A 25,351-nucleotide genomic window follows, 5' to 3' on the forward strand; every position below is an offset into this window, starting at 1 on the left:
AGTTTAGTATGGCTAAGAAAAAAACAACACAGTCTAAATCTGATACGGCAGATTTTTCTAAATATATTCGTTGGTTTTGGATTTTATTCGCAAGTGGAATTGTGGCATTTGTATTGTTATTTCTATTTGCTGCTTGGGGTTTTTTAGGTGAAATGCCAGACCATACACGTTTAGAAAATCCTGAAACTAATTTAGCTACAGAAATTATTTCATCCGATAATAAGACATTGGGGAAATTCTATTTTAATGACAACAGAACACCTGTTGGATACAATGATTTACCAAAAAATTTAGTTGATGCACTAATTGCAACAGAAGATATTCGTTTTTATGACCATTCAGGTATTGATGGAAGAGGTACATTAAGAGCTATTTTTAAGCTAGGAAGTGGTGGTGGAGCGAGTACAATTTCTCAACAATTAGCAAAACAGCTTTTTACAGATCAAGTATCTGATAATAAAATTGAACGACTTTTTCAAAAAGTTAGAGAATGGGTTATTGCTATCCGATTAGAGCGTCAGTACACTAAAGAAGAAATCATGGCTCAGTACTTTAATATCTATGATTTTGGTAATAATGGTGATGGTATTCGTTCAGCTTCTAGAATTTATTTTGGTAAAGAACCAAAGGATTTGGATATGAAAGAATCGGCTATGTTGGTTGGTATGTTTAAGAACTCTTCACTTTATAATCCAAGAAGAAATCCTGTTGGAGTACACAATAGAAGAAATGTGGTTTTGGCTCAAATGTATAAATATGAATTTATTTCTGAAGAACTTAAAGATTCCCTTCAAGCAACAGAATTAGATTTAAAATACACACCAGAATCACATAGAGAAGGTATTGCTACCTATTTTAGAGAATATCTTAGAAGCTTTATGAAAGAGTGGGCAAATGAAGAAGAAAACAGAAAACCAGATGGGAGTAAATACGATTTATATAGTGACGGACTAAAAGTTTATGTAACTATCGATTCTCGTATGCAGCAATATGCAGAAGATGCTGTTGCACAACATATGCCAAGATTACAAGCTGAGTTTGATAATCAGAATACACCAGATCGTAATAAAACAGCTCCATTTTTAGAGTTAACGCAATCGGAAGTCAATAAGCTATTGAAAGACGGAATGAGACGTGGTGAACGTTGGAGAATATTAAAAAATCAAGGCAAATCTGATAAGGAAATAGAAGCGTCTTTCCACGAACCTCAAGAAATGACGGTTTTTAAATGGGTAGATGGTAAGGCAAGTGAGGTAGATACCGTTATGAAGCCAATCGATTCTATGCGTTACTATAAGTCGTTTTTACGTACAGGTATGATGTCTATGGATCCTGCTACTGGTCATGTAAAAGCTTGGGTTGGTGGAATGGACTACAAGCATTTTCAATACGATATGGTAAAGCAAGGAAAGCGTCAAGTAGGATCAACATTTAAGCCTTTTGTGTATGCTACAGCTATCGATCAACTGCAATTGTCACCTTGCGATTCATTCCCAAGAACACCTATAACAATTGAAGCTAACAAATTTGGAAATCCTGAACCATGGACCACAAAAAATTCTGATGGTAATTACTCGGGTGTACAAACCTTAAAAGATGCTTTAGCAAGTTCTACAAACACTATTACGGCTCGTCTTATGAATGAGGTAGGTCCTCAACCTGTTGTTGAAATGGCTAAAAAGCTCGGTGTTGAAGAAGATATTTTGCCAGTTCCTGCTATTGCTTTAGGAACACCAGATATTAGCGTTTATGAAATGGTCGCAGCCTATTCTACTTTTGCTAATAAAGGGGTTTATAATACACCTGTAATGGTAACACGTATTGAGGATAAAAACGGAACCGTTTTATATCAAGTAGCGCCAGAAAGTAAAGATGTCTTAAGTGAAGAAGTGGCTTATGTCACAGTCAACTTAATGGAAGGTGTAACAAATGCAGGCTCAGGTAAAAGACTGAGACATAATTCTCCATGGCTTAAAAAATCTGCAGTATATAAAGAAGTCATGACTGGTTATCCATACGAATTTAATAATCCAATTGCGGGTAAAACAGGAACAACACAAAATCAATCCGACGGTTGGTTTATGGGTATGGTGCCAAACTTGGTAACTGGTGTTTGGGTCGGCGCAGAAGACAGAGCAGCCCATTTTAGAAGTATAACTTATGGGCAAGGTGCAACGATGGCATTACCAATTTGGGGCCTGTATATGAAAGCTTGTTATGAAGATGAAACCTTGGACGTTTCTAAAGAAGATTTTGAAAAACCTGCAGACTTATCAATCAATGTTGATTGTACTGCTGTAGATGAAGGTGACCTTGGTGGAGTTCAAGAAACTGAGGAGCAAATAGAAGTAGATTTCTAAAAAAGCCCAAAGTCACACCCTTAATTTCTGAGCTGAATTTATTTGTTTAGGCTATAGTTTTTGTATTTTTCAGAAGATAAATATTCTAATATATGATTAACAAAAAAGTAGCTAATGTTGATGAAGCACTTCAAGGTGTTTCAGATGACATGACGTTTATGCTCGGTGGTTTTGGACTATCTGGAATACCCGAAAATGCTATAGCAAAACTTGTAGACCTTAATGTAAAAAACTTAACCTGTATCTCTAATAATGCAGGTGTTGACGATTTTGGTTTGGGACTGTTGTTACAACAAAAACAAATCAAAAAGATGGTATCGTCCTACGTTGGCGAAAATGATGAGTTTGAACGCCAAATGCTTTCTGGTGAGTTAGAAGTAGAACTTATTCCACAAGGTACACTTGCTGAGCGCTGTAGAGCAGCACAAGCAGGCTTCCCAGCAATTTATACTCCTGCTGGTTTTGGCACTGAAGTCGCAGAAGGAAAAGAAACACGAGAATTTGATGGTAAAATGTATGTGTTAGAACATGCGTTTAAGGCTGATTTTGCTTTTATAAAGGCATGGAAAGGTGATGAAGCAGGAAACCTAATATTTAAAGGAACTGCGCGTAATTTCAATCCGAATATGTGTGGTGCCGCTAAAGTAACCGTTGTTGAGGTAGAAGAACTGCTACCAGTGGGTTCATTAGATCCTAATCAAATTCATATTCCTGGCATTTTTGTACAGCGAATTTTTAAAGGCGAACGTTTTGAAAAACGTATTGAACAGCGAACAGTTAGACAAAGAAGTAATTAAGGAATAAAAATTCAAGAGATGTTAGATAAAAACGGAATAGCACAGCGTATAGCTAAAGAAGTTAAAGATGGATACTATGTCAATCTCGGAATAGGTATTCCTACATTGGTTGCAAATTTTGTGAGAGACGATATAGAAGTAGAATTTCAGAGTGAAAATGGTGTATTAGGTATGGGACCTTTTCCTTTTGAAGGAGAAGAAGATGCAGACATAATAAATGCTGGTAAGCAAACTATTACAACACTTCTAGGAGCAAGTTTTTTTGATTCAGCCATGAGCTTTTCAATGATTAGAGGTCAACATGTTGATTTAACGATACTTGGAGCCATGGAAGTGTCGGAAAATGGCGATATAGCAAATTGGAAAATTCCTGGAAAAATGGTGAAAGGAATGGGTGGAGCTATGGACTTAGTGGCAAGTGCAGAAAATATTATTGTAGCCATGATGCATACCAATCGCGCAGGTAAATCTAAGTTGTTGAAATCTTGCTCATTACCTTTAACAGGAGTAGGTTGTGTAAAGAAAATAGTAACAAACATGGCGGTTATAGAGGTAACAGAGAATGGCTTTAAACTTATTGAAAGAGCACCAGGTGTTTCTGTTGAGGATATAAAAGCTGCCACAGAAGGTCATCTAATTGTTGAAGGAGAGATACCTGAAATGAAATTGTAGTCCTTATACCTTTTAAAAAATATAAAGCCACTTTTATTAGTGGTTTTTTTTGTAAGATAAATCCTCGAAAAAGATGTTAAATGTTAAATAAAAATGTGTTTCATCGATTTTTAGTGTATTTAAACTGATTATTTCAAAATAAGTTTCATATTAGCAATCCCAAATCAAACGAATTAAATTAACCAAATTTACCATAAGCTTAATTTACTTTTTGCCCCAAATCTACCATGAACCGCTACTTATGAAAACACAAACAAATCTACCAGAACCTACACTACAAGAAAACCATGAGTTTTCTTATTTAGAGAACACGCTGGAGTTAGTCTCAGATGTTTTAAAATTAGCAAAAAAAGTATTCATGCTATAACCCTTTCGGTATAGCATGAATTAACTTTTTAGTATACGCCTTTTCAGGTGATTCGTATATTTTATCAGCATCACCTATTTCCTCTATTTTACCTTTATTCATTACGATCAATTGATCAGCCATATATTTTACCACGGCTAAATCGTGAGAAATAAATATATAAGTAAATCCAAATTTTTCTTTTAGAGTGTTTAATAAGTTCAAAACTTGTGCTTGGACAGAAATATCCAATGCAGAGACAGACTCGTCACACACTATTAATTTTGGTTCTAGCGCAATAGTTCTTGCAATACCAACACGCTGTCGTTGACCTCCAGAAAATTCATGAGGATATCTATTATAAGCTTCTGCATCTAAACCTACATTTTCCAAAATCTCAACAACCTTTGCTTTACGATCAGTGTTTGATGTTCCAATATTATGAACTTTCATAGGCTCTAATATGGCATTGCCTACAGTTAGTCTAGGGTTCAACGAGGCAAAAGGATCTTGAAATATAATTTGAATGTCTTTTCTAAGCTGCCGCATTTCAGAAGCTTTAAGGTTTGTTATATCTTCACCTTTGTAAAAGATCTGTCCTGAAGTGGCCTTGTCTAATTGCAAAATTGTATTGCCAAGCGTAGATTTTCCACAACCAGATTCCCCAACTAAGCCAATGGTTTCACCAGGATATACTTTAAAACTAACTCCATCTACAGCGTTAAAACCCTCATCTTTTGAGAGCCATCCCGTTTTATTGAAATACGTCTTTTCTACATTAATCACTTCCAATAAAGGAGATTGACTATAAAGTTTTTTATGATGAGATTTTCGGTCGCTTTCTGTAATAATTGTTTTTTCAATATCACCAGACATAAAATCTGAAATTGTAGGTAACTTTTTCAACCTTACTTCTGTTGATGGACGTGCTCCAATTAAAGCTTTAGTATAATTCTCTTTTGGTGAGTTAAATATAGTTTTTACATCTCCTTGCTCAACAATTTCTCCTTTATACATTACTAAAACACCATCGGCCAATTCCGAAACCAATGATAAATCATGAGATATAAATAATATACTCATTTTAGTTTCCTTTTGAAGGTCTTTAAGTAATTCTAAAATTTCTTTCTGAACCGTAACGTCCAAAGCTGTTGTAGGCTCATCCGCAATTAATAGTTTTGGTTTACAAGCTATGGCCATAGCAATCATTACACGTTGCTTTTGACCACCTGAAATTTCATGAGGGTAGGCTTTGTAGATACGCTTAGGGTTGGGAAGCTTTACTTTTTCAAATAGATTTATGACTTCACTCTTTATTTCTTTTGATGATAAATCTAAATGTTGCTTCAAAATTTCTTCAACCTGCACACCACATCGCATAGATGGGTTTAAAGAACTCATAGGCTCCTGAAAAATCATAGCGATTTCCTTTCCTCTTATAGCTTGAAATTCCTTTTCAGAACTATTAGTTATGTCTTTTTCATTAAATATTATAGAGCCAGATGTGATTTTGGAAATCCCTTTAGGAAGTAAGCCCATAAGGGCTAAAGAAGAAATTGATTTACCAGAACCAGATTCACCAACTACAGCAACAATTTCATTAGGAAGAATATCATAAGAGATATTTTTTGTAATCTGCTTCTCTAAATCGTCTTTGAAAAATGAAACATTTAGGTCTTTAACTTGAAGTAATTTTTCATTCTGCATGAGTAAATGTAGTTATTTTCTTCAATACTATTACGGGAAAACCGCAAATCTTTAGGGTAGGTGTGTTATTCATCGAAAACGTTTTCGAAACAGTTTTTATTTTAACAAAACATTAGTAGTTTGAATTGAAATTTAACACAAAAACCATTAATTATTTAAAATTTTTACATGAAAACTACATTTAGATTATTACTGATGAGTTTCTTATTCATGGGAATCTCATTTGCACAACAACGTGAGTGTTCAACGATGGAAAATCTTGAATACAGAAAACAATTAGATCCAGGCTTACAAAAGCGTATGAATGACATTGAGAAATTTACGCAAAAGAAAATTAATGAGATGTCAGCCAAGAGTATCAGCGGAGATGTTATAACTATACCTGTTGTGGTACATGTTATTTACAGCAATTCTAATGAGAATATTAGTGATGCTCAAATTTTATCTCAAATTCAAGTATTGAACGATGATTTTAGACGATTGAATTCTGACGCTGACAATACCTGGTCGCAAGCTACAGATACTCAAATAGAGTTTTGCATGGCGTCTGTTGACCCCAATGGTAATTCTACAAACGGTATTACCAGAAAATCATCGAGTAGAACGTCTTGGGGAACAAACGATGCTATGAAAAGTTCATCGCAAGGCGGAGTAAGTCCTTGGGATACTTCTCAGTACTTAAACATGTGGGTATGTAATATTGGAGGAGGAATCCTTGGTTATGCACAATTTCCAGGCGGAAGTGCAGCCACAGATGGAGTTGTTATGAGTCCACAATATTTCGGAAGCAGTGCAGGAGGTTCAGGTTTTTATTTATCAGCACCTTTTGATTTGGGTAGAACCACAACTCATGAAGTAGGACACTATTTAAACCTTCGTCACATTTGGGGTGATGGTGGCTGTTCTGTAGATGATTTTGTAAGTGACACACCAACATCTGATGGAGCAAACTATGGTTGCTCAATAGGTCATGTATCATGTGGAACAACAGACATGGTACAAAACTATATGGACTATAGTGATGATTCTTGTATGAACTTATTCACCCAAGGACAAAAAGATAGAATGCGCGCTATTTTAGCACCAGGAGGCGTTAGAAGAAGTTTGGCTTTATCTGATAAATGTAATGGTGGTGGTACAACACCTAGCTGTTCAGATGGTATTCAGAACGGTGACGAAACTGGTGTAGACTGTGGTGGTTCATGTGCACCTTGCCAAGTGGCTTGTACAGAAAATCTAGTAAATATTTCTATTACTTTAGATAACTATCCTGAAGAAACGGCTTGGACTGTTACTAATAGTGGTGGGCAAACTGTAGCTTCTGGTGGTACTTATGGTTCTCAACCAGATGGCTCTACAATAACAGAAGATTTATGTTTACCAGACGGTTGTTATACATTTACAATAACAGATGCTTACGGTGATGGAATTTGCTGTTCTTATGGAAATGGCTCATATTCTGTAACAGATGCTTCAGGAGTTGTAGCGTCAGGTGGATCATTTGGTAGTTCTGAATCTACAGAGTTCTGTTTAGGAAGCACACCAGAACCAACATGTAGTGATGGTATACAAAATGGCGATGAAACAGGCGTAGATTGTGGAGGTTCTTGTACGCCTTGTTCTACAGGCGGAACAGATGTATTGCACCAAGGCTATTTTGAAACTGGCTGGGATGGCTGGTCTGATGGCGGAAGTGATTGCGATCGTTATTCAGGATCACGTTCTTATGAAGGCAGTTATTCTATAAGAATTAGAGATAATTCTGGTACAGCTTCAGCCATGACTTCACCTTCATTTAACTTAACGAGTTATAATCAAGTTGAAGTTGAATTTTACTTCTATTCATACAGTATGGAAAGTGGTGAAGACTTCTGGCTACGTTTCTACAATGGTTCTTCTTGGACAACTGTAGCTTCATATGCTAGTGGAACTAATTTTAATAATAACACATTCTATACAGCAACGGTGACTTTAGACGCAAATCAGTACAATTTTGCTAGTAATTCTCAATTTAGATTCCAATGTGATGCTAGTGCAAACGCAGACCATATTTATATAGATCAAGTTACAATTACTGGAATCGGTGGCGGAACACGAGCTGCTGAGGATAGTATAAAACCTCTGAGAACTCTAAATGAGGAACCAATGGATTCAGAATATGATTTCTTAATGTATCCTAATCCTGTAAAAGGTGGTACGCTTTATATTAAAACGTTTAGTGATAATACTGTTTCTTATAAAGTGATAAATATGCTAGGACAGACTGTATCATCAGGAAAAGCATATACTGAAATCGATGTTGCTGCTTTAAAAGCAGGGATGTATTTCTTAGAAGTGAATGATGGTGAAGATATAATGACAAGAAAGTTTATTAAAGAATAACAACAGATAAACTAGTGTAAAAGAAAAGTCCTGATGAAAATCAGGACTTTTTTATATGTGTTTTATTTCATTTTCATGAAGTAACTCGTCTCCTCGTAAACGCAAGAAAACTTGGGCTACAGCAACGGTGTCTTTTTCGCAATAGGTAATGATTCTATCGATATCATTTTCCTCGTAATATACACGGTAAACTTCGCTGCCATCAATATCATCTTTAGGAGAAGGAATACCCAATACATTGGTTAGTAGTTTTAGAGAAGAGTAAGTTTTATAATCACCAAACTTCCATAACTCTAATGTATCTAAATGAGGTACTTCCCAAGGTTTTTTACCAAATAGATTGAGTTTGTATGGCAATTCTATATTATGAATAATCATACGTCTTGCTATGTATGGAAAATCGAATTCCTTACCATTATGTGCACAAAGCAAATGCTTGTTTTGACTGAAATGAGAAACGATGAGGTTTTTAAAGTCTTTTAGGATTTTATCTTCTTCACCGTAGAAAGAAGTCACTCTAAAACTTCGCATTTCTCCTTCCATTTTAAAATAACCTACCGAAATACAGATAATCTTTCCAAACTCTGCCCAAATGCCAGCTCTATCGTAGAACTCCTCAGGTGAAAACTCTTCTTTACGTTGATATCTAGATTTTGCTTCCCAAAGATGTTGTTTGGTAGCATCTAGCTCTGAAAACTTTTCCGTTTCCGGTACGGTTTCAATATCTAAGAATAATATGTTTTCGAGGTTAAGTTTGCTAATCATCTTTAGACCTTTTTTTTATTAATAGAAAACCAAAAGCTATTAATTGTATGTAGTATGTCAAAGAGGAAATTGTTAATATCATTGGGTTCTGTATCAGGTATTGTTTATAGGTTTCCAAACCTTTAAAGTAATTTTCAAAAGATGATATTCCGTACGCGTCATTGACAAAGTGTAAAACTTGAATTAATATATAAAAAATAATTAACCTTATTGTGTAATTATTTAGTTTTTCGATACTTAGATCTTCTTCTTTGTCTAAGAATTTAAGAAAAATCTGTACGAGAATTATGAATACTAATATTTGAGTTAGTCCTTTGATTATTATATTTAACAAAGGTGAGATATCATTAAAAATGAGTACTTCGCTAATTGCTGTTCCGATAAAAAAGGAAAAATCATAACAAATCAGTAATAAAAATCCTCCAATTGCTAGGAGTAAAAAATGTTCTTTTGTTAATGTCTTAATCAAGTCAAAGATTATATTATTTATTCATCATCTCATAAGCCTCTTGAATATACAACGTAATATCGTTTGTAAATTTTCCAATACCAGAATCTGGAGATTTCTGATGTCCAAGTCTTACAATGATGACATTGTCTTCAGGTTGCACAATAACATATTGTCCTAAGTGACCACGCATCATAAAAAAGTGTTTGCCGTCCACGTCCTTCATCCACCAACCGTAACCATATTCTGGGCTTTCAGAAAAACGAGGTGTAACAGACTTGGCTACATAAGCGGAATCTAAAATTTGTTTGCCGTTCCATTTGCCATGATCTTTAAATAGTTTTCCAAAACGAGCAAAGTCCTTAGCATTACCAGCCATACAGCAGTAAGCTTTTACCAAGTCGTGATCTTCACTATCTACTTGCCATAAAATATCGTTTTCAGAACCTAGAGGTTTCCAGAAGCTTTCTTCTAAATAATCGTACATTTTTTTACCAGTAGCTTTTTCAATTACCATAGCTAACATTTGTGTATCACCACTAGCATATTTAAAAGCTTGTCCTGGTTCTTTTTCCATTTTTAAACCGTTCATTACTTTGGCTAAATCATCATCAAAATAGGCACGTGTTGTAATGGATAATGGTGAATAATATGCTTCGTCCCAATTGGTACCAGATGCCATACTAGATAAATCACCTACTGTCATTTTTTTGGCTTTAGCGTCACAAAAAGCGGGAAGAAAATCGCAAACAGGCTGATCTAAACTTTTAATATAACCATCTTGGATAGCCTTAAACATTAAACCAGACACGTAACTCTTTGCCATAGAAAAACTGTTGGACTTAGAGTCTTCACCAAAGCCATCAAAGTATTCTTCAAACCAAACACTATCATTTTTAATAATGACATAAGCTATGGTTTTCCAATCTTCATTTGCTTTTGCTAAACGATCTGTTGGCTCAACAGAATTATAAGCCTCGTGCTTTGGCCAAGGTTCAGGATTATTACTGGCTTCTATAAGTTGGTTGTCAAATTCTTTATAATCTTCTAAATAGGCTGTGGAGTGACCTTTTAGATAGATGGTTCTTACAGCTTTTATTAGATAATCGGTATCAGTAATGTAGAGTGTAGCAATGACTAGCGCAAAGAAGATGACTAGAAATTTTAAGAGTTTCTTCAAGAATTTCATATGTTAGTTTTTATGTACTAAATATACAAATTAATGGATGTTATCTAAAGATTTTGGAGTTCTCTGTTTTATCTCCATAATTTCGAATATAAGTTTTATGATTATAAAAGGAATTATAGCCACAATGGTTTTGTAAGACCCAATATCTAAATTAAAATCGCCAAACTTTCCATTAAAGAAAGCCCAAGTAAAAATGCCTAATAATAGCGAAAGATGTAAGGTGATTAAACCTTTGGAAAAAATAGTATAAGGACTATTTTGAATGTTCTTTAAGCCATAATAGAACTCGTAAATTTCCCTCAATAAAAAAACTGTAACACTTAGGTTGAAGAAAGCATTTTTAAAAAAGAAAACTCCAAAATTTCCAAGTACTGTATCGCTAGATTTCCAATCTATAATAAAACCAAAAAACACTATAATAAACACAAAATATATGGACAGCATAAATAGTCTGCTTTTTGCCATTTTCTTGTAAACAAGAGGGTTTGGGATGTTTGAACGGTTAAAAAAATAGTTTAAAAAATTGAAAATGGTTTTCAGAAACTCATCCATCCAAAACAAATAAACAAGGTAAAACATACTTATCTGTTCGTTTTTTATGGCGATGATAGTAAAGACACTAAAGGCTAGTAATGATAGTATTTCGCCGATGAGGTATTTATTCAACTTCATAGTAAAACCGAATTAAAATAAACGTTGCTGTTTGTATTTGCTTTCGTGGTTAAGTAGCCACTGTTTTCTATGCAAACCACCTGCATAACCCGTGAGACTTCCGTCTGTACCAATAACGCGATGACAAGGCACAATAATCCAAAGTGGGTTTTTACCATTGGCGCTTGCTGCAGCACGTATGGTTTTGGCATCACCAAGTTGCTTGGCAAGATCGAGGTAAGAAATCGTTTTTCCGAAAGGGATTTTTTCAAGTTGTTTCCAGACTTTTTTCTGAAAATCTGTGCCTTCAGGATTTAATTTTAATTCAAAAGTTTTAAGCTCGTTATTAAAATAAGCTTTAAGCTGAGTGACACAATCTAAAAGCGATTCAGGAATACTTTCAGAAATATTTTCAGTTGTATCTACTATTGAAACGGAAGTAATGCCATCTTGGTTGCCAACTATTTTGGCATATCCAAGCGGAGTTTCAATATAGCAGCTTTCCATTAGTTTTCAGGATTATCACTTTCAATAATTCCGAGGCGTCTTGCTCTAGTTTCCCAGCTTTTTCTAGCTAAAAGTTGTAAATCAGAAACGTTATCACTTTCATCCATAATTTCGAGACCGAGTAGTGTTTCAATAACGTCTTCCATAGTTACGATGCCGCTTACTGAACCATATTCATCTACCACTAAAGCCATATGGTTTCTGCTTTCTACAAGTTGTTCAAAAAGTTTTGGAATTGGAATTGTACGATTAACAATAATGATACTTCTTTTGATATCGGATAATAACTTAGCTCCATTACCAAGCCCCATTTCTTTAAAAACTTCATCCTTTAGAACCAAACCAGTAATGTTATCTTCATTTTCTGTGTACACAGGAATTCTTGAAAATCTAATGTTAGAATTAGCTTCAAAAAAATCTCTGACACTTGTTTTTTCGTTTGAAGTTTTTAAAACCGTTCTAGGCGTCATGATATCTTTGGCTTGCACCTCTTTAAAGTTGATGAGGTTTTTAATCATGGTACTTTCACTTTCTTCAAAAACACCTTCTTCGTGAGCGATTTCTGCCATTGCAGCAAAGCTTTCACGATTTAAAACACTACCATGACCTTTGCCTCCAATAAGTTTTGTAGTGAGTTGAAGCAGCCACAAAATACCAGTCCATTTTAGTGGGAATATTAAAATGTTTAAAGCCTTTGCTGTAAAATTAGCGAGTTGTTTCCAAAACGTTGCTCCAATAGTTTTTGGGATAATTTCTGAAGCTACCAAAATTAAGATAGTCATTATGGTAGAAACTAAGCCGACCATAACATCTTCCGTAAATTCTATACCAAGAACACTATGTTTTGTATCTCCATAAAGTTCTGCATAAGCCACTTTTGCTTGTACACCAACCAAGATGGCACCAACGGTGTGCGCAATGGTGTTTAAGGTTAAAATGGCTATAAGCGGACGATCAACATCCTTTTTGAGTTCTTCTAACTCTGCAGCATAAGCTTTACCTTCTTTCTTCTTAACATTAAGAAATGTTGGTGTAATACTTAGTAAAACAGCCTCGAGAATTGAACATAAAAAGGAAAAGAAAATGGAAATGATGGCGTAAAAAACGAGTAAGCCCATTAATTTTTTTGGTTTAAGTTAATGCTAAGTTACGAAATGAAATAAGAAATTTACTTAGAAATATATTCGAATAGCTTATAGCTATCTTCTATTGATAAATTAGGGAACTTCACACAATTTGAATTATATAAACTATCAAGAGGATGAACACGCCTATTTTGTTTTATAAATAAACTAAAACTTATAGAGTCATAAAACGTAGCTTTTTTGGATAAGGCTGGTCCAGTCATATTCTTATCCAGTTTGTGACAAGCTGCACAATTAGTATTGTAAATTGTTTTTCCTTCTAAGATTTCGTTAGATGATATTGGATTTCCACAAAAAGGTTCAAAATCTCTCACACCACAACCAGGTTGTTGGTAAGAAGTGGTTAAAGAAAAAAATAAAATAAATAAACCTCCAACGATTATAAAAACTGATATGAAGGCAAATTGTTTCAAAATTTATTGCATCAATTTCATAACATCCTTAGCAAAATAACTTGCTATGATATCTGCACCAGCACGTTTAATAGCAGTGACTTGCTCTAGCATTACAGCATCATGGTCTAACCAACCTTTTTCGGCAGCCGCTTTAAGCATAGCATACTCTCCAGATACCTGATATACAGCCACAGGAATGTCAAAAGTATTTTTAATATCCCTAACGATATCTAAATAGCAGAGTCCTGGTTTTACCATGACGATATCAGCACCTTCGTTAATATCCATTTCGGTTTCTTTAAGCGCTTCTTCTCTGTTGGAAAAATCCATTTGATAAGTTTTTTTATCCTTTGGTACATCTACCATATCTACAGGTGCAGAATCTAAGGCATCTCTAAAAGGACCATAAAAAGCAGAGGCATATTTAGCTGAATAGCTCATAATGCCAACATCGATAAGATTAGATTGATCTAACGCCTCTCGAATACCAAGAATACGACCATCCATCATATCGCTAGGTGCTACAAAATTGGCTCCAGCTTCGGCATGAGAAATACTCATTTCGGCTAAAACTTCAACGGTAGCATCGTTAATGATCTTACCATTTTCAACAATACCATCATGTCCATAAGATGAAAACGGATCTAAAGCCACATCTGTCATTACCAACATATCTGGGCAAACGGCTTTTACAGTTTGTATAGCACGTTGCATTAGTCCATTTGGATTTAATGCTTCTGTACCTTTGTTGTCTTTTAATTTATCGTCAACTTTAACGAATAGCAAAACCGATTTTAACCCCAAACTCCAAAGTGTTTTTACTTCGTCTTTAAGTAAGTCTAGGCTAAAACGATAGTAATTAGGCATAGAAGCAATTTCTTCTTTAACGCCTTTTCCTTCAACCACAAAAAGCGGCACTAAAAAATCGTTTGGTGTTATATAAGTTTCTCTAACTAAACTTCTAATAGCCTCGTTAGTTCTTAATCTTCTATTTCTTCGTATTGGGAACATAATTTGTAAATCTGAATATGAAAGTGAATATGCTTATTTTTAGCGAATACAAAGTTAATCAATATAACCCATTTTAGAGTGTTAGAAAGTCTTAGTCTTTTAGAATTTAAATTTCCATGGAGAAGCTATCAAAAGCAACTATTAGATAATTTTGAGACACATATTTTAGATCAGCATTTTCATGTTATTGCTCCACCAGGATCAGGTAAAACAATTTTAGGTATTGAAATTCTTCGACGAATAGGAAAGAAGACACTTGTGCTTGCACCTACATTAACGATTAGAGATCAATGGCAAGATAGACTCCAGTCGTTTTTTACAGATGATAAGCCTTTTGAAGCCTTTTCGTTTGATGTAAAAAATCCAAGCGATATTACTTTTTCTACCTATCAGTCTTTGCATTCATTTTACAAGTCATTTGAGAATAAAGCCGATTTTCTTGAATTTTTCAAATCACATCATATTGAAACGCTTGTTTTAGATGAGGCACATCATTTAAAAAATGTCTGGTGGAACTGTTTAATCGCCTTAAAAAAAAGCAAACCTTATTTTATCGTGGCACTAACGGCAACACCTCCTTACGATAGCTCTAGCATAGAGGTTGGTAAATACTTTACGCTATGTGGTGAGGTTGATGATGAAATTTCTGTACCTAGCCTCATTAGAGAAAAAGACCTTAGTCCACATCAAGATTTTGTGTATTTCTCAAAGCCTTATGATTCGGAAATTCATCATATTAAAGCCTATAGAGATGGCATAGAGGCGTTTAAAAGCAATCTGTTTAGTGACCATAATTTTATCGCATTATTAGAATATCACAGATTTTACCAAGACCCTTTAGGATATGAAGATGAGATTTATTCTAATACCAGCTTCTTTTCTTCAATTTTAATCGCTCTTAATACTTTAAGTGTTTCTATAGACCGTTCTAAATTAGAAGTTTTAGGTGTTTATAAGTCAGATAATATTCGCTTTCCTAAGTTAGATATACATTGGTTAGAAATTCTTCTACAAAACCTACTTGTTGATGACAGAGAAAATTTAGAAGATTATGAAGACTATCTTTCTGTTTTAGAAAAAGAATTGCGTAAACTCAATATTCTTGAAAAGAATAAAGTGAATTTTTCAGGAAATGATACACTTTATAAATCTTTAGCTTTTAGTCCAAGTAAACTAGAAAGTATTGTTGAAATTGTAAACTCTGAGCGATTATCTCTTGGTACAGAATTAAGCTGTGTTATTCTAACTGATTATGTTAGAAAAGAGTTTTTAAACACCTTAGATGAAGAGGTTAATAAGATTAATAAAATAGGTGTTTTACCTATATTTCAATACATAAGAACGAGTACAGTTGATAATAAAGATTTAGCAGTGTTGACTGGCACAATTGTTATTGTTCATTATTCTATAATGCATGCTGTTGAAGCCTATAGTGGAGATGAAAATTATACATTTTCAACATTAAAAGCAGATGATAATTTTGTAATGATATCGGGTTCTAATACGGCTAAAAAAGCATTGGTTGTTATCATCACGAAACTTTTTGAAGATGGTATAATAAAAGTTCTCGTTGGTACTAAAGCCTTATTGGGAGAAGGATGGGATGCTCCGTCGATAAATAGTTTAATACTCGCATCTTTTGTGGGATCTTTTGTGTCTTCAAATCAAATGCGTGGTAGAGCGATAAGAATAGATGCTGAGAGACCAAACAAAACAAGTAATATATGGCATTTAGCGTGTGTTGATCCTACAGATGCTAGCGGAGGAAGTGAAATAGAACTTCTTAAACGACGCTTTGAAGCTTTTGTGGGTATTACGAACACAAAAATTCCTTTTATAACTAATGGATATGAACGACTGTCAATTCCTAAAGATATTTTAACGGATAACCTAGATCGTTTAAATTCTGAAACAATAGAACGCTCAGAAAACAGAGATCACACTTTTGTTCAATGGAAACAATCTATAGGCGAAGGCAGTAAATTAACAAGGCAACTACAATTTCAAAATTTTAAAACATCAGAATTTAAGGCAGCACGAGAATTGTACTTGTCTAAATTGGCACCATTAATTATTGCTGAGATTATCTTATTTCTTATAGTATTTTTTTTCGGTACCATTACACTAGTTTTTAGCTTTTCTTTAAATGAAAAGTTTTTAAACACAATACAGCTTATAGGCTTAATAACTATGGCATTTTTTGGCTACAAGTTATACAGAATGACAGTTTATTATTTGAGACATGGATTTCTTCATAAAAAGCTCAAAAGAATGGGACGTGTCATTTTAGAAACTATGAACGACATGAACCTACTCACTACTGATAAAAAGTTGGTTTCTGTTCAATCTGAAGAGCGATATAATAATGCGGTGGTATGTAGTCTAAAAGGAGCGAGTAATTATGAAGAGGCTTTTTTTCTTAAAACACTTACTGAGCTTTTAGAACCGGTTAAATCTCCTAGATATATTATTATAAATACAAATTTTTTTAAGAAAGGTTTTAATATTGAAAATTTCTATCCTGTTCCTGATGTTTTTGGCAAGAATAAAGAAGATGCGCTTTGCTTTCAAAAGCACTGGACGCATTACATGGGTAAAAATAAATTAATTTATACAAGGCAACCAGAGGGCAGAAGGTTGTTGTTAAAAGCTCGGATGTTTCACTATAAAAATGAGCTTAAAGATAACATAGAAGCTTCAACAGTTTGGAAGTAAACATTTTCTGTTTACGGCGTCTTTTGGATGTTTTATAATCCATATTTTTTATTGAAATCATCAGCAAGTTTAATCCATTTTTTAGGAGCATTAAAACGGTAACCTATGTAGAATTCCAAAAAAGGAATCGTATCATCTTGTACTGTTGAGGCATCAATCTTATGTTCAAGTAAGATGATATTTGAGTTTATTCCTGCAAAAAAAGTATCAGAGTTATAACCGACTACTGCTCTCCCAGAAAAATCATATAAAATAGAAGTGAAATCTCCTTCTCCCAGATTTGAACTATGATTTAAACCCACACCAGCATGAGCACCAAGGGAGAAAAGAAAATTTTTAGTCAAACAAAAGTTATAATAGTAAGAAGGTCCGACAGCAATGTCAAATGAAGATGCTTTTTCATCAATATCTTCTAAGGTTAAATGGTATTTTGTATAATAGTAATATATAGATGGGACAAAACTACCAGCACTTTTGGTTTGCCATTCATTCTGAAAACCTATAGCTCTAAACGAAAAATTCTTATTAAAAATATATGAAGTCGATCCTCCTATTTTGAAAGTTTTTACACCGCTGAGATTGACTCTTTGATTGTTTGATGAAAAGTAAAAGCCTTTTTGGTTATACAGGTCAATAGTTTGCATCCACTGACCTAAAAATGTCCTAATATTTAGGTTGAAAAGTCTGGAGTTATCATTGTCTTTATTAGCATTGAAAAATTTAGGAGAAAAACCATAATCTATTTCAATACTTCTAAAGAGAACAGAAAACCCCAAATACTCCCTTACATTTGGTTTTAGTTCGTATTTGGCATTATTTGCAACATCATTTATAATAAAACTATTGGAAGTGTTTACTAATGAAATTCGTGTTGATATTTTGTTAGGGAAAGTTGTTATATATTCATTCGTAGTTAGACTGTCTTGTTGTGAGTGTAAGAATCCACAAAAGAGAAACAGCATCACTATTTTGAATATTAAACCCACTCTCTAGGATTTTGTAAAACATCAATCAATTTTTCTTCGTCGCTTCCTTTTTCAGGATGATGGTCGTAAACCCATTGCACGTGTGGTGGCAAACTCATTAAAATACTCTCTATTCGCCCGTTGGTTTTAAGTCCGAATAGCGTGCCTTTATCGTGTACTAAATTGAATTCTACATAACGGCCACGTCTTATTTCTTGCCAATCGCGTTGTTCCTGAGTATAGTCTAAATCTTTGCGTTTTTCAACAATAGGTACGTATGCTTCTAAGAAACTATCACCAACTTCGGTAACGAAATAGTACCAGTTTTCCATGGTCATAACATCACTTGCTTTACAATAATCGAAAAACAAGCCACCTATGCCTCGAGCTTCATTACGGTGCGTATTATGGAAGTACTCATCGCAACGCGCTTTATATTTTGGGTAGAAGTTGGTGTTGTGCTTATCGCAAGCCGTTTTACAGGTTTGATGAAAGTGTTTAGCATCTTCTTCAAACAAATAGTAAGGCGTTAAATCTTGTCCACCACCAAACCATTGATCTACAATATTACCATCTTGGTCATACATTTCAAAATAGCGCCAATTGGCGTGTACTGTTGGTACCATTGGACTTTTAGGATGGATAACAAGGCTTAATCCACAGGCAAAAAAATCAGCATCTTCTACACCAAAATACTTCTGCATGCTATCTGGTAATTTGCCATGTACACCAGAAATATTAACACCACCTTTTTCAAACACATTGCCGTTTTCTATAACACGAGTTCTTCCTCCGCCACCTTCTGGACGCTTCCAAAGATCTTCTTGAAATTTTGCTTTGCCATCAATAGCTTCAAGTTTAGAAGTGATGGTGTCTTGTAATTGTTGTATGTAGTTGTAAAATTTGTCTTTCAAAATCTAACTTTTATATAATTCATATAACTCCATATCCAAAGGTTTTTCACCGATAGGAGTAAATTCATTCTTAAGAGTTTTTTGCCATTCAAAACTATTATTCAAAGCGACTTTAATGCTTGATAAGTTGTCTTTATGAGCAATAATTTGAAAAGCTTTCAAGCCTAGCTCTTTACTCGCATAGTCTAATAACAATTCAACAGCTTTGCTTATAATTTCTTTTCCCTTAAAATTATAATCTATACAATAAGCAAATTCACCTTGTTTTTTATCCCAGTCAATTTCTTTAATGTAAATCAGTCCTACTAGATTTCTGGTTTCACTTTGTTTTACAGTGAATAGAAACTCCTCTTTTCTTTCAAATTGTCTAACCTTATTTTCAACAAATAATTGGGATAAGGTTGGGTTTTGATTTTGCTCAAGCGTTTTTGGGAAATAGCGTTTTAATCTATCATTATTAGTAATGGTAAAATCACAGATTTTCCAAGCGTCACCATTGTGAATAGAATTAATTTCAAAACCATCGAACTGAGCAATCATTACACAGGTAAATTACTGTTAGATATTAGCTTTTCATCCTTTAAAAGTTTAACCGTATTTAAAGAAGATGCTGTTACACTCATTGGCAAAACCAGAATAACTCCTATAACAGGAACTAATAAAAACAGTATAAAAACAATACCATTTCCTATAGCAATACCTCTGTATTTTCTAACAAACTGAATACTCTCTCTGTATTTAAAATGACGTTCTAAAGTATAATCCATATTACCAAAACCAGCATAGTAAGCCTGAACTAGAAAGAGTAGAATGGTAGAGAAAATATTTACGACTGGAATAAATTTCAACAATAAAATAGGAAGTGTAATTAGAAGTTCTCTGATAAGGTTTCTAGCATTGATTCTAATACCTCTCCATAACTGTTCTTGAAAAGAGGTTTTACGATGCTGATGCTTTTGCACTCCCGTAAGATGTGCTTCAATTTTTTCTGAAACAGGACTCATAAACGGAGCAGATAATGCCATTATAATGTGCTTATAAAGGATAAGTCCAATGGCAATAATGATAATCGCTCCAATAAATGTTGAAATTGATGTAAAGGTTTCTTTTCCCCATTCCCAAAACCAGATTTTTGCTATAAATCGACCAATATTATCTGACAATCCATAGGAAGACAACAGAATTGAAAATGCGGTTAATACACTAATGACAATCGGAATAGCAAAATACTTCCAAAGCTTAAGTTTAGAGATTAAACTTAATGCACCAGAATAAGCTTGAAGCCCTTTTAATATGTTATTGATCATACAAGTTGTTTTGGTTGAACATCTTAAAAGACGCTGAACAGCTTGTTAAGTTACAATATTATGCTGAGTATTCTTTAACGGCATCAATAAATGCTTTGGCATTTTCTAATGGAATGTCTGGTAAAATACCATGACCCAGATTTACAATGTATTTGTCTTTACCAAATTCGTTTATCATTTGCGTCACCATGGCTTTGATTTTTGCAGGTGAAGAATATAAACGCGTCGGATCAAAATTACCTTGTAAAGTAATGTTTCCTCCAGTTAAATAACGTGCGTTTTTAGGAGAACATGTCCAGTCTACACCCAAAGCAGATGCACCAGATTTTGCCATAACATCTAATGCAAACCAACAACCTTTACCAAAGGCAATTACAGGAGCTTCGTCTTTTAAGGCATCAATTATTTGCTGAATGTATTGCCATGAGAATTCTTGATAATCTTCAGGAGATAACATACCTCCCCAAGAATCAAACACTTGTGCAGCGTTACAACCTGCTTTTACTTTTTCTTTTAAGTAAGCAATGGTTGTATCTGTAATTTTTTGAAGCATTTGATGTGCCGCAATAGGGTTAGTAAAGCAGAATTTTTTCGCTTTGTCAAAGTTTTTACTGCCTTGCCCTTGAACACAGTAACATAAGATTGTCCATGGTGAACCTGCAAAACCTATTAACGGAATGTCATCATTAAGCTTTTCTTTTGTTACTTTTATGGCTTGATATACGTAGTCTAATGCTTCTGTAACATCTGGTACGATGACATTATCTACATCTTGTTGTGTACGTATTGGATTTGGTAAATACGGACCAAAATTAGGTTTCATTTGTACCTCAATATTCATCGCTTGAGGAATCACTAAAATATCACTAAACAAAATGGCTGCATCCATACCGTAACGACGTATGGGTTGTACGGTAATTTCACTTGCTAACTCTGGGGTTTGGCAACGTGTAAAGAAATCGTATTTGGCTTTTATTTCCATGAATTCTGGAAGGTAACGACCTGCTTGGCGCATCATCCATACTGGTGGACGTTCTACGGTTTCTCCTTTTAATGCTCTTAAAAATAAATCGTTTTTAATCATAGTGTTTAGTGTGTAGTTTTTAGTGGATAGTTGTGGCTCTATACTGCCAACAACTAAAGACTAAAAACTAATTACAAATAATTTTCATTAACCAACTCAATCACGCTTTCTACTGTTGGCACTTTAGCAATACGTACGTCTTTAAAGTGTTTGCTAGCTTCTTTTGCAGTGGTTTCGCCAATACAAAAAGCGATGCCTTTAGCTACATTTTGTTTTCTATAACTTTGTACTGTAGAAGGACTGTAAAACATCACTCCATCTACGGTTTCAGGAACGCTTAAACTATCAAACTTGGTTTGGTAAGCTTCCACTTCATTAACCGTAAGGTTATTTTCTGAAAGAATATTAGGTAAATCATCCAATCTTAGGTCACTACAAAAATAGGTGACTTCTGTTCCTTCAATATAATCTACTAAATAGTTGGCTAACTTTTTTGCGTTAGCTTCTGTATGCTTAACTTTTCCAATACGCTTTTCAACCATACGTTTTGTTCTTCGGCCAACACAATAGATGTTTTTGAATTGCAACTCTACTGCCGAAAAGTTATGTAGCAAAGCTTCAACAGCATTTTTGCTGGTAATAATAACGTTCTGAATTTCTTTTCTAACAACCGTTTTCGGAATACGGTTCAAGCTAATTTTAATAGCATCATTACTTTCTGCTACAACATCATTATGAAAAAGTAACATCTGATCGTCCGTTAACTTTTTAGTAGAATAAATATTGGTTTGTTTATCGCTACGTTGCAATTGATCAATCAGAGTTTTTCCACCTTTTTCAATAACATATTCTGCACAGAATTTTGCAATATCATTATGCTTACCGAGTGGTGCGGTTTTTACGACTTCAATTTTCTTAGTACCATCTTTACTTAAAAGAATACCTTTGAAATTGATTTCGTCATTCTTAATTAAAGCCAAAGCACCGATTGGCGCTGTACAACCACCTTCAAGACGATTTAAAAATTCGCGTTCTATGGAAGTACAAATTTCAGTTTCTTCATGATTGATTTCAGCACAGATTTGTCTTATATCTTCGTCTCTTTCTAAAGCTGTAATCATTACTGCACCTTGGGCTGGAGCAGGAATCATCCATTGAAGATTTATCGAATTTTCAGGTCTAATATTTAGTCTTCCAATGCCAGCAGCAGCAAAAATGGCTCCGTTCCAGTCGCTATTTTCTAGTTTTTCCAATCGAGAATTAACATTACCACGTAAACCAACAACAGTGTGTGTTGGGTAGCGGTTAAGCCATTGCGCTCTTCGTCTTAAACTACCTGTAGCGATAACACCTTCTCTAGCCGATAAAAATTCTTCATTGTTTTTAAAAACCAAGGTATCACTAACATTACCGCGTTTTATAACGGCAGCTTGTACAATGCCTTTTGGTAAAAGAGTAGGAACGTCTTTAAGCGAATGTACTGCAATATCAATTTCTTCATTGAGCATAGCAATATCAAGAGTTTTTGTAAAAACTCCTGTAATACCAAGTTCGTATAAAGGTTTGTTGAGTACTAAATCTCCAGTAGATTTTACAGGAACTAATACAGTTTTATGACCTAGTTTTTCAAGTTGTGCTTGAACGGTTTTTGCTTGCCACAAAGCGAGCTCACTGTCGCGTGTGCCAATGCGAATAATTTTAGACATTTTCAGTGGTTTCTAACTGGAAAATTTTTTTGATAAGTTCAATACTTTCATCTGAAGTATTACCATCTTCTCTAAGATGATGTGCAAATTGATTGGTTATTTTCTGAATGATATTGTTCGTAACCAACTCAACTTGATCTTCATTAAAATCTGCTAGTTTTTTACGTTGGGTATTGATTTCAGAATTTTTTAAATCCGTCAATTTATGTTTTATAGCTTGGATTGTAGGTACAAACTTTAGTGTGTTCAGCCAAGCGTTAAAGTCGTTTGTTATATCTTCAATAATAGCTTCAGCATCAGGAATAAATGCTTTACGTTTTTCAAGAGTGTCATCCGTAATTTTTGCTAAATCATCCATGTGTATCAAAGATACATTATTTAGCTCAGTGACGTTGCTATTCACGTTTTTAGGAATAGAAAGGTCTAAAACTAAAAGAGGCTTTTCGGTATTGATAAGCGACTTGTAAAGTGTTGGATTTTGAGCTCCTGTAGCTACGATAACAATATCAGAGTTGTTAACTTCTTCTTCTAGATTTTCAAAATCTTTTACTAAGACATTGAATTTTCCAGCGACTTCCTCAGCTTTATCTTTTGTTCTATTGATAAGTGTGATATGCGGATTTTTAGTGTGTTTTACTAAATTTTCGCAAGTGTTTCTTCCTATTTTCCCTGTACCGAAGAGTAAAATATTCTTTTCAGAAATGTTTTCTACATTATTCATGATGTACTGTACGGAAGCAAAAGAAACAGAAGTTGCACCAGAAGAGAGTTCGGTTTCGTTCTTGATGCGTTTGCTAGCCTGAATTACAGAATTTACAAGACGCTCGGTAAACGAATTTAATAAGCTTTCTTTCTTCGAGGCTCTTGCAGCAAATTTTAATTGGCTAATAATCTCAAAATCACCAAGAATTTGACTGTCTAAACCAGAGCCAACTCTAAACATGTGATTGATGGCTTCTTTGTTTTTGTATACGTAAGCCACATCTTGAAATTCTTCAACAGTACCTTTTGTGTTTTCACAAAGTAAGTGAATCAACTGGTAAGGGTGTTCTGCAAAGCCATAAAGTTCTGTGCGGTTACAGGTAGAAATTACTAAAATACTTTCAAGGCCATTGTCTTTAGCTTGTAACAAAACATTTTGTTTTGCAGTTTCACTTACACTAAAGTGACCACGAATTTCGGCATCAGCTTTTTTATAGCTAAGACCTATAGCGTAAAAGTATGTTTTTCTATGTTGTTGCATTCGCTCGTTTACCTGACTAAGGAAATTAACAAGGCAAATGTAATTTTGTTAATGACAAAAAAATAACGCTAGAAGAACTTAAAGTGTCGTTAGTGGTTTTTTGAGGTGTTTTTTTAATATAACATGATATTTGTCATATTTTTGTAGTAAAACAAGGGGTTTTTCACGCTTTTGTTTAGAACGAATCTAAATAACATTGAAATGAAAACAGAAAAAGTACTGTCAAAAAGTGTCGCTAAAGGAACTTTTGATGAAACGTTTTTAGAAGAAGGGTTTTTTATCTTAACACATAAAAATGATAATGATGATGTTGAAATTCTTGAACGTGAGATTGATAGCTCATATATTCAATTTCATTTTTGTACCAAAGGTTCAGCAGATTTTGTCTTTAATGAAGGAAGATATACCTTAAATATAAAAGAGGAAACCTCACTTTTATTGTATAATCCACAACGCGATTTACCAATTCACTTACAATTACAACCACATTCTTGGCTAGCTTCTTTGGTAATTTCAATTAAAAAATTTCATGGTTTGTTTTCTGAAGATGCAGATTATGTTACTTTTTTATCTGATGATAATAGAGATAAGAAATATTACAAGGATGGAAAAATATCACCATCAATGGCTGTGGTACTCAATCAGTTAATAAGCTTTAATCTCAATAGCTCTATTAAGCAACTTTATTACAAAGGAAAAGCTTATGAACTTTTGAGTTTGTTTTTTAATAGAAGTGAAGATGCAAACATTGAGCAATGTCCATTTTTGGTGGATGAGGTTAATGTGGCCAAATTGAAAAGGGCAAAGGATATCATCATTGCTAATATGGCAGAGCCACCAAGTTTGCAAGAGTTGGCAGATACTATTGAGCTAAGCCTTAAAAAACTTAAAGAAGGTTTTAAACAAATTTATGGTGATACGGTTTACAGCTTCTTATTTGATTATAAGATGGAAGTGGCACGCAAACTTTTGGAATCTGGTGAAAACAATGTTAACGAAGTAGGCCTAAAAGTAGGCTACAGCACCTCTAGCCATTTTATTGCTGCGTTTAAAAAGAAGTTTGGTACAACGCCTAAGAAGTATATTCAGGCGACGAGTTAAA

Annotated in this window: 22 protein-coding genes; 7 read left to right on the top strand and 15 right to left on the bottom strand. The window is 34.2% G+C overall.

Annotation, left to right across the window (positions count from 1 at the left end; genetic code table 11):
• The first annotated feature begins 8 nt into the window (after positions 1-8).
• From AC2H4K_RS08090 to AC2H4K_RS08105, 4 genes are all read left to right on the top strand, one after another.
• Positions 9-2,360 (top strand): penicillin-binding protein 1A, encoded by a 2,352-nt coding sequence (locus AC2H4K_RS08090; RefSeq protein WP_281140657.1) that lies wholly within the window; start codon positions 9-11, stop codon positions 2,358-2,360.
• Between the two features lie 92 nt (positions 2,361-2,452).
• On the top strand, positions 2,453-3,157 hold the full coding sequence (locus tag AC2H4K_RS08095) for a CoA transferase subunit A (protein WP_281140656.1): 705 nt from the start codon (positions 2,453-2,455) through the stop codon (positions 3,155-3,157).
• A gap of 18 nt (positions 3,158-3,175) precedes the next feature.
• Positions 3,176-3,829 (top strand): CoA transferase subunit B, encoded by a 654-nt coding sequence (locus AC2H4K_RS08100; protein ID WP_281140655.1) that lies wholly within the window; start codon positions 3,176-3,178, stop codon positions 3,827-3,829.
• A 241-nt stretch (positions 3,830-4,070) separates the two neighbouring features.
• Positions 4,071-4,196, top strand: coding sequence for a hypothetical protein (locus tag AC2H4K_RS08105; RefSeq protein ID WP_281140654.1), 126 nt, complete (start codon positions 4,071-4,073; stop codon positions 4,194-4,196).
• On the opposite strand, the gene AC2H4K_RS08110 is transcribed toward AC2H4K_RS08105, so the two are convergent.
• Entirely contained in the window at positions 4,191-5,882 is a 1,692-nt protein-coding gene (locus tag AC2H4K_RS08110; protein WP_281140653.1) for an ABC transporter ATP-binding protein, read from the bottom strand. The genes AC2H4K_RS08105 and AC2H4K_RS08110 overlap by 6 nt on opposite strands.
• A 168-nt stretch (positions 5,883-6,050) precedes the next feature.
• Between AC2H4K_RS08110 and AC2H4K_RS08115 the strand changes: the two genes are divergently transcribed.
• On the top strand, positions 6,051-8,264 hold the full coding sequence (locus tag AC2H4K_RS08115) for a M43 family zinc metalloprotease (protein WP_493743038.1): 2,214 nt from the start codon (positions 6,051-6,053) through the stop codon (positions 8,262-8,264).
• A 51-nt stretch (positions 8,265-8,315) separates the two neighbouring features.
• On the opposite strand, the gene AC2H4K_RS08120 is transcribed toward AC2H4K_RS08115, so the two are convergent.
• The 7 genes from AC2H4K_RS08120 to hemB form a co-directional block, all read right to left on the bottom strand.
• Complete coding sequence (locus AC2H4K_RS08120; protein ID WP_493743039.1) at positions 8,316-9,029, bottom strand: 3'-5' exonuclease; 714 nt, start codon at positions 9,027-9,029, stop codon at positions 8,316-8,318.
• Between the two features lie 482 nt (positions 9,030-9,511).
• Positions 9,512-10,666 carry a serine hydrolase domain-containing protein gene (locus tag AC2H4K_RS08125; RefSeq protein ID WP_493743040.1) on the bottom strand — a complete coding sequence of 385 codons (1,155 nt, stop codon included), beginning with the start codon at positions 10,664-10,666 and terminating at the stop codon, positions 9,512-9,514.
• Between the two features lie 30 nt (positions 10,667-10,696).
• Positions 10,697-11,338, bottom strand: coding sequence for a hypothetical protein (locus AC2H4K_RS08130; RefSeq protein WP_281140648.1), 642 nt, complete (start codon positions 11,336-11,338; stop codon positions 10,697-10,699).
• A gap of 12 nt (positions 11,339-11,350) precedes the next feature.
• On the bottom strand, positions 11,351-11,824 hold the full coding sequence (locus tag AC2H4K_RS08135; protein WP_281140647.1) for a methylated-DNA--[protein]-cysteine S-methyltransferase: 474 nt from the start codon (positions 11,822-11,824) through the stop codon (positions 11,351-11,353).
• The gene (locus AC2H4K_RS08140) at positions 11,824-12,942 is read right to left on the bottom strand and encodes a CNNM domain-containing protein (RefSeq protein ID WP_281140646.1); all 1,119 of its coding nucleotides are present in this window, start codon (positions 12,940-12,942) and stop codon (positions 11,824-11,826) included. The genes AC2H4K_RS08135 and AC2H4K_RS08140 overlap by 1 nt, the downstream gene beginning before the upstream one ends.
• Before the next feature lie 50 nt (positions 12,943-12,992).
• A complete protein-coding gene (locus AC2H4K_RS08145) occupies positions 12,993-13,382 on the bottom strand; it encodes a c-type cytochrome (RefSeq protein ID WP_281140645.1) in 390 nt (129 codons plus the stop codon).
• 3 nt (positions 13,383-13,385) lie between these two features.
• Positions 13,386-14,375 (bottom strand): porphobilinogen synthase, encoded by a 990-nt coding sequence (gene hemB, locus AC2H4K_RS08150; RefSeq protein WP_281140644.1) that lies wholly within the window; start codon positions 14,373-14,375, stop codon positions 13,386-13,388.
• Positions 14,376-14,453: 78 nt separating this feature from the next.
• On the opposite strand from hemB, the gene AC2H4K_RS08155 reads away from it, so the two are divergent.
• Positions 14,454-17,090: a DEAD/DEAH box helicase family protein gene (locus tag AC2H4K_RS08155; protein ID WP_281140643.1), complete on the top strand. Its 2,637-nt coding sequence runs from the start codon at positions 14,454-14,456 to the stop codon at positions 17,088-17,090.
• A gap of 32 nt (positions 17,091-17,122) precedes the next feature.
• Here the strand turns inward: AC2H4K_RS08155 and AC2H4K_RS08160 are convergent, their stop codons facing one another.
• From AC2H4K_RS08160 to hemA, 7 genes are all read right to left on the bottom strand, one after another.
• The gene (locus AC2H4K_RS08160) at positions 17,123-18,052 is read right to left on the bottom strand and encodes a DUF4421 family protein (protein ID WP_493743041.1); all 930 of its coding nucleotides are present in this window, start codon (positions 18,050-18,052) and stop codon (positions 17,123-17,125) included.
• 14 nt (positions 18,053-18,066) lie between these two features.
• A complete protein-coding gene (hemF, locus tag AC2H4K_RS08165) occupies positions 18,067-18,969 on the bottom strand; it encodes an oxygen-dependent coproporphyrinogen oxidase (RefSeq protein ID WP_281140641.1) in 903 nt (300 codons plus the stop codon).
• A gap of 3 nt (positions 18,970-18,972) precedes the next feature.
• Positions 18,973-19,509, bottom strand: a complete 537-nt coding sequence (locus AC2H4K_RS08170; RefSeq protein ID WP_281140640.1) for a GNAT family N-acetyltransferase — start codon at positions 19,507-19,509, stop codon at positions 18,973-18,975.
• Positions 19,509-20,276: an EI24 domain-containing protein gene (locus tag AC2H4K_RS08175; protein WP_281140639.1), complete on the bottom strand. Its 768-nt coding sequence runs from the start codon at positions 20,274-20,276 to the stop codon at positions 19,509-19,511. The genes AC2H4K_RS08170 and AC2H4K_RS08175 overlap by 1 nt, the downstream gene beginning before the upstream one ends.
• Positions 20,277-20,334: 58 nt before the next feature.
• Positions 20,335-21,360, bottom strand: a complete 1,026-nt coding sequence (gene hemE / locus AC2H4K_RS08180) for a uroporphyrinogen decarboxylase (RefSeq protein ID WP_281140638.1) — start codon at positions 21,358-21,360, stop codon at positions 20,335-20,337.
• A 71-nt stretch (positions 21,361-21,431) separates the two neighbouring features.
• Positions 21,432-23,006: a hydroxymethylbilane synthase gene (hemC, locus tag AC2H4K_RS08185; RefSeq protein WP_281140637.1), complete on the bottom strand. Its 1,575-nt coding sequence runs from the start codon at positions 23,004-23,006 to the stop codon at positions 21,432-21,434.
• On the bottom strand, positions 22,999-24,249 hold the full coding sequence (gene hemA, locus AC2H4K_RS08190) for a glutamyl-tRNA reductase (protein WP_281140636.1): 1,251 nt from the start codon (positions 24,247-24,249) through the stop codon (positions 22,999-23,001). The genes hemC and hemA overlap by 8 nt, the downstream gene beginning before the upstream one ends.
• Before the next feature lie 201 nt (positions 24,250-24,450).
• On the opposite strand from hemA, the gene AC2H4K_RS08195 reads away from it, so the two are divergent.
• Positions 24,451-25,350: an AraC family transcriptional regulator gene (locus AC2H4K_RS08195; protein ID WP_281140635.1), complete on the top strand. Its 900-nt coding sequence runs from the start codon at positions 24,451-24,453 to the stop codon at positions 25,348-25,350.
• Position 25,351: the final 1 nt, after the last annotated feature.

This window comes from Winogradskyella sp. 266wxhm (assembly GCF_058964685.1).

Bases quoted from the DNA above. Each gene is read 5' to 3' on its own strand.
- AC2H4K_RS08090 (WP_281140657.1), top strand. From the start codon at position 9: ATGGCTAAGAAAAAAACAACACAGTCTAAATCTGATACGGCAGATTTT.
- AC2H4K_RS08095 (WP_281140656.1), top strand. From the start codon at position 2,453: ATGATTAACAAAAAAGTAGCTAATGTTGATGAAGCACTTCAAGGTGTT.
- AC2H4K_RS08100 (WP_281140655.1), top strand. From the start codon at position 3,176: ATGTTAGATAAAAACGGAATAGCACAGCGTATAGCTAAAGAAGTTAAA.
- AC2H4K_RS08105 (WP_281140654.1), top strand. From the start codon at position 4,071: ATGAAAACACAAACAAATCTACCAGAACCTACACTACAAGAAAACCAT.
- AC2H4K_RS08110 (WP_281140653.1), bottom strand. From the start codon at position 5,882: ATGCAGAATGAAAAATTACTTCAAGTTAAAGACCTAAATGTTTCATTT.
- AC2H4K_RS08115 (WP_493743038.1), top strand. From the start codon at position 6,051: ATGAAAACTACATTTAGATTATTACTGATGAGTTTCTTATTCATGGGA.
- AC2H4K_RS08120 (WP_493743039.1), bottom strand. From the start codon at position 9,029: ATGATTAGCAAACTTAACCTCGAAAACATATTATTCTTAGATATTGAA.
- AC2H4K_RS08125 (WP_493743040.1), bottom strand. From the start codon at position 10,666: ATGAAATTCTTGAAGAAACTCTTAAAATTTCTAGTCATCTTCTTTGCG.
- AC2H4K_RS08130 (WP_281140648.1), bottom strand. From the start codon at position 11,338: ATGAAGTTGAATAAATACCTCATCGGCGAAATACTATCATTACTAGCC.
- AC2H4K_RS08135 (WP_281140647.1), bottom strand. From the start codon at position 11,824: ATGGAAAGCTGCTATATTGAAACTCCGCTTGGATATGCCAAAATAGTT.
- AC2H4K_RS08140 (WP_281140646.1), bottom strand. From the start codon at position 12,942: ATGGGCTTACTCGTTTTTTACGCCATCATTTCCATTTTCTTTTCCTTT.
- hemB (WP_281140644.1), bottom strand. From the start codon at position 14,375: ATGTTCCCAATACGAAGAAATAGAAGATTAAGAACTAACGAGGCTATT.
- AC2H4K_RS08160 (WP_493743041.1), bottom strand. From the start codon at position 18,052: ATGCTGTTTCTCTTTTGTGGATTCTTACACTCACAACAAGACAGTCTA.
- AC2H4K_RS08170 (WP_281140640.1), bottom strand. From the start codon at position 19,509: ATGATTGCTCAGTTCGATGGTTTTGAAATTAATTCTATTCACAATGGT.
- AC2H4K_RS08175 (WP_281140639.1), bottom strand. From the start codon at position 20,276: ATGATCAATAACATATTAAAAGGGCTTCAAGCTTATTCTGGTGCATTA.
- hemE (WP_281140638.1), bottom strand. From the start codon at position 21,360: ATGATTAAAAACGATTTATTTTTAAGAGCATTAAAAGGAGAAACCGTA.
- hemC (WP_281140637.1), bottom strand. From the start codon at position 23,006: ATGTCTAAAATTATTCGCATTGGCACACGCGACAGTGAGCTCGCTTTG.
- hemA (WP_281140636.1), bottom strand. From the start codon at position 24,249: ATGCAACAACATAGAAAAACATACTTTTACGCTATAGGTCTTAGCTAT.
- AC2H4K_RS08195 (WP_281140635.1), top strand. From the start codon at position 24,451: ATGAAAACAGAAAAAGTACTGTCAAAAAGTGTCGCTAAAGGAACTTTT.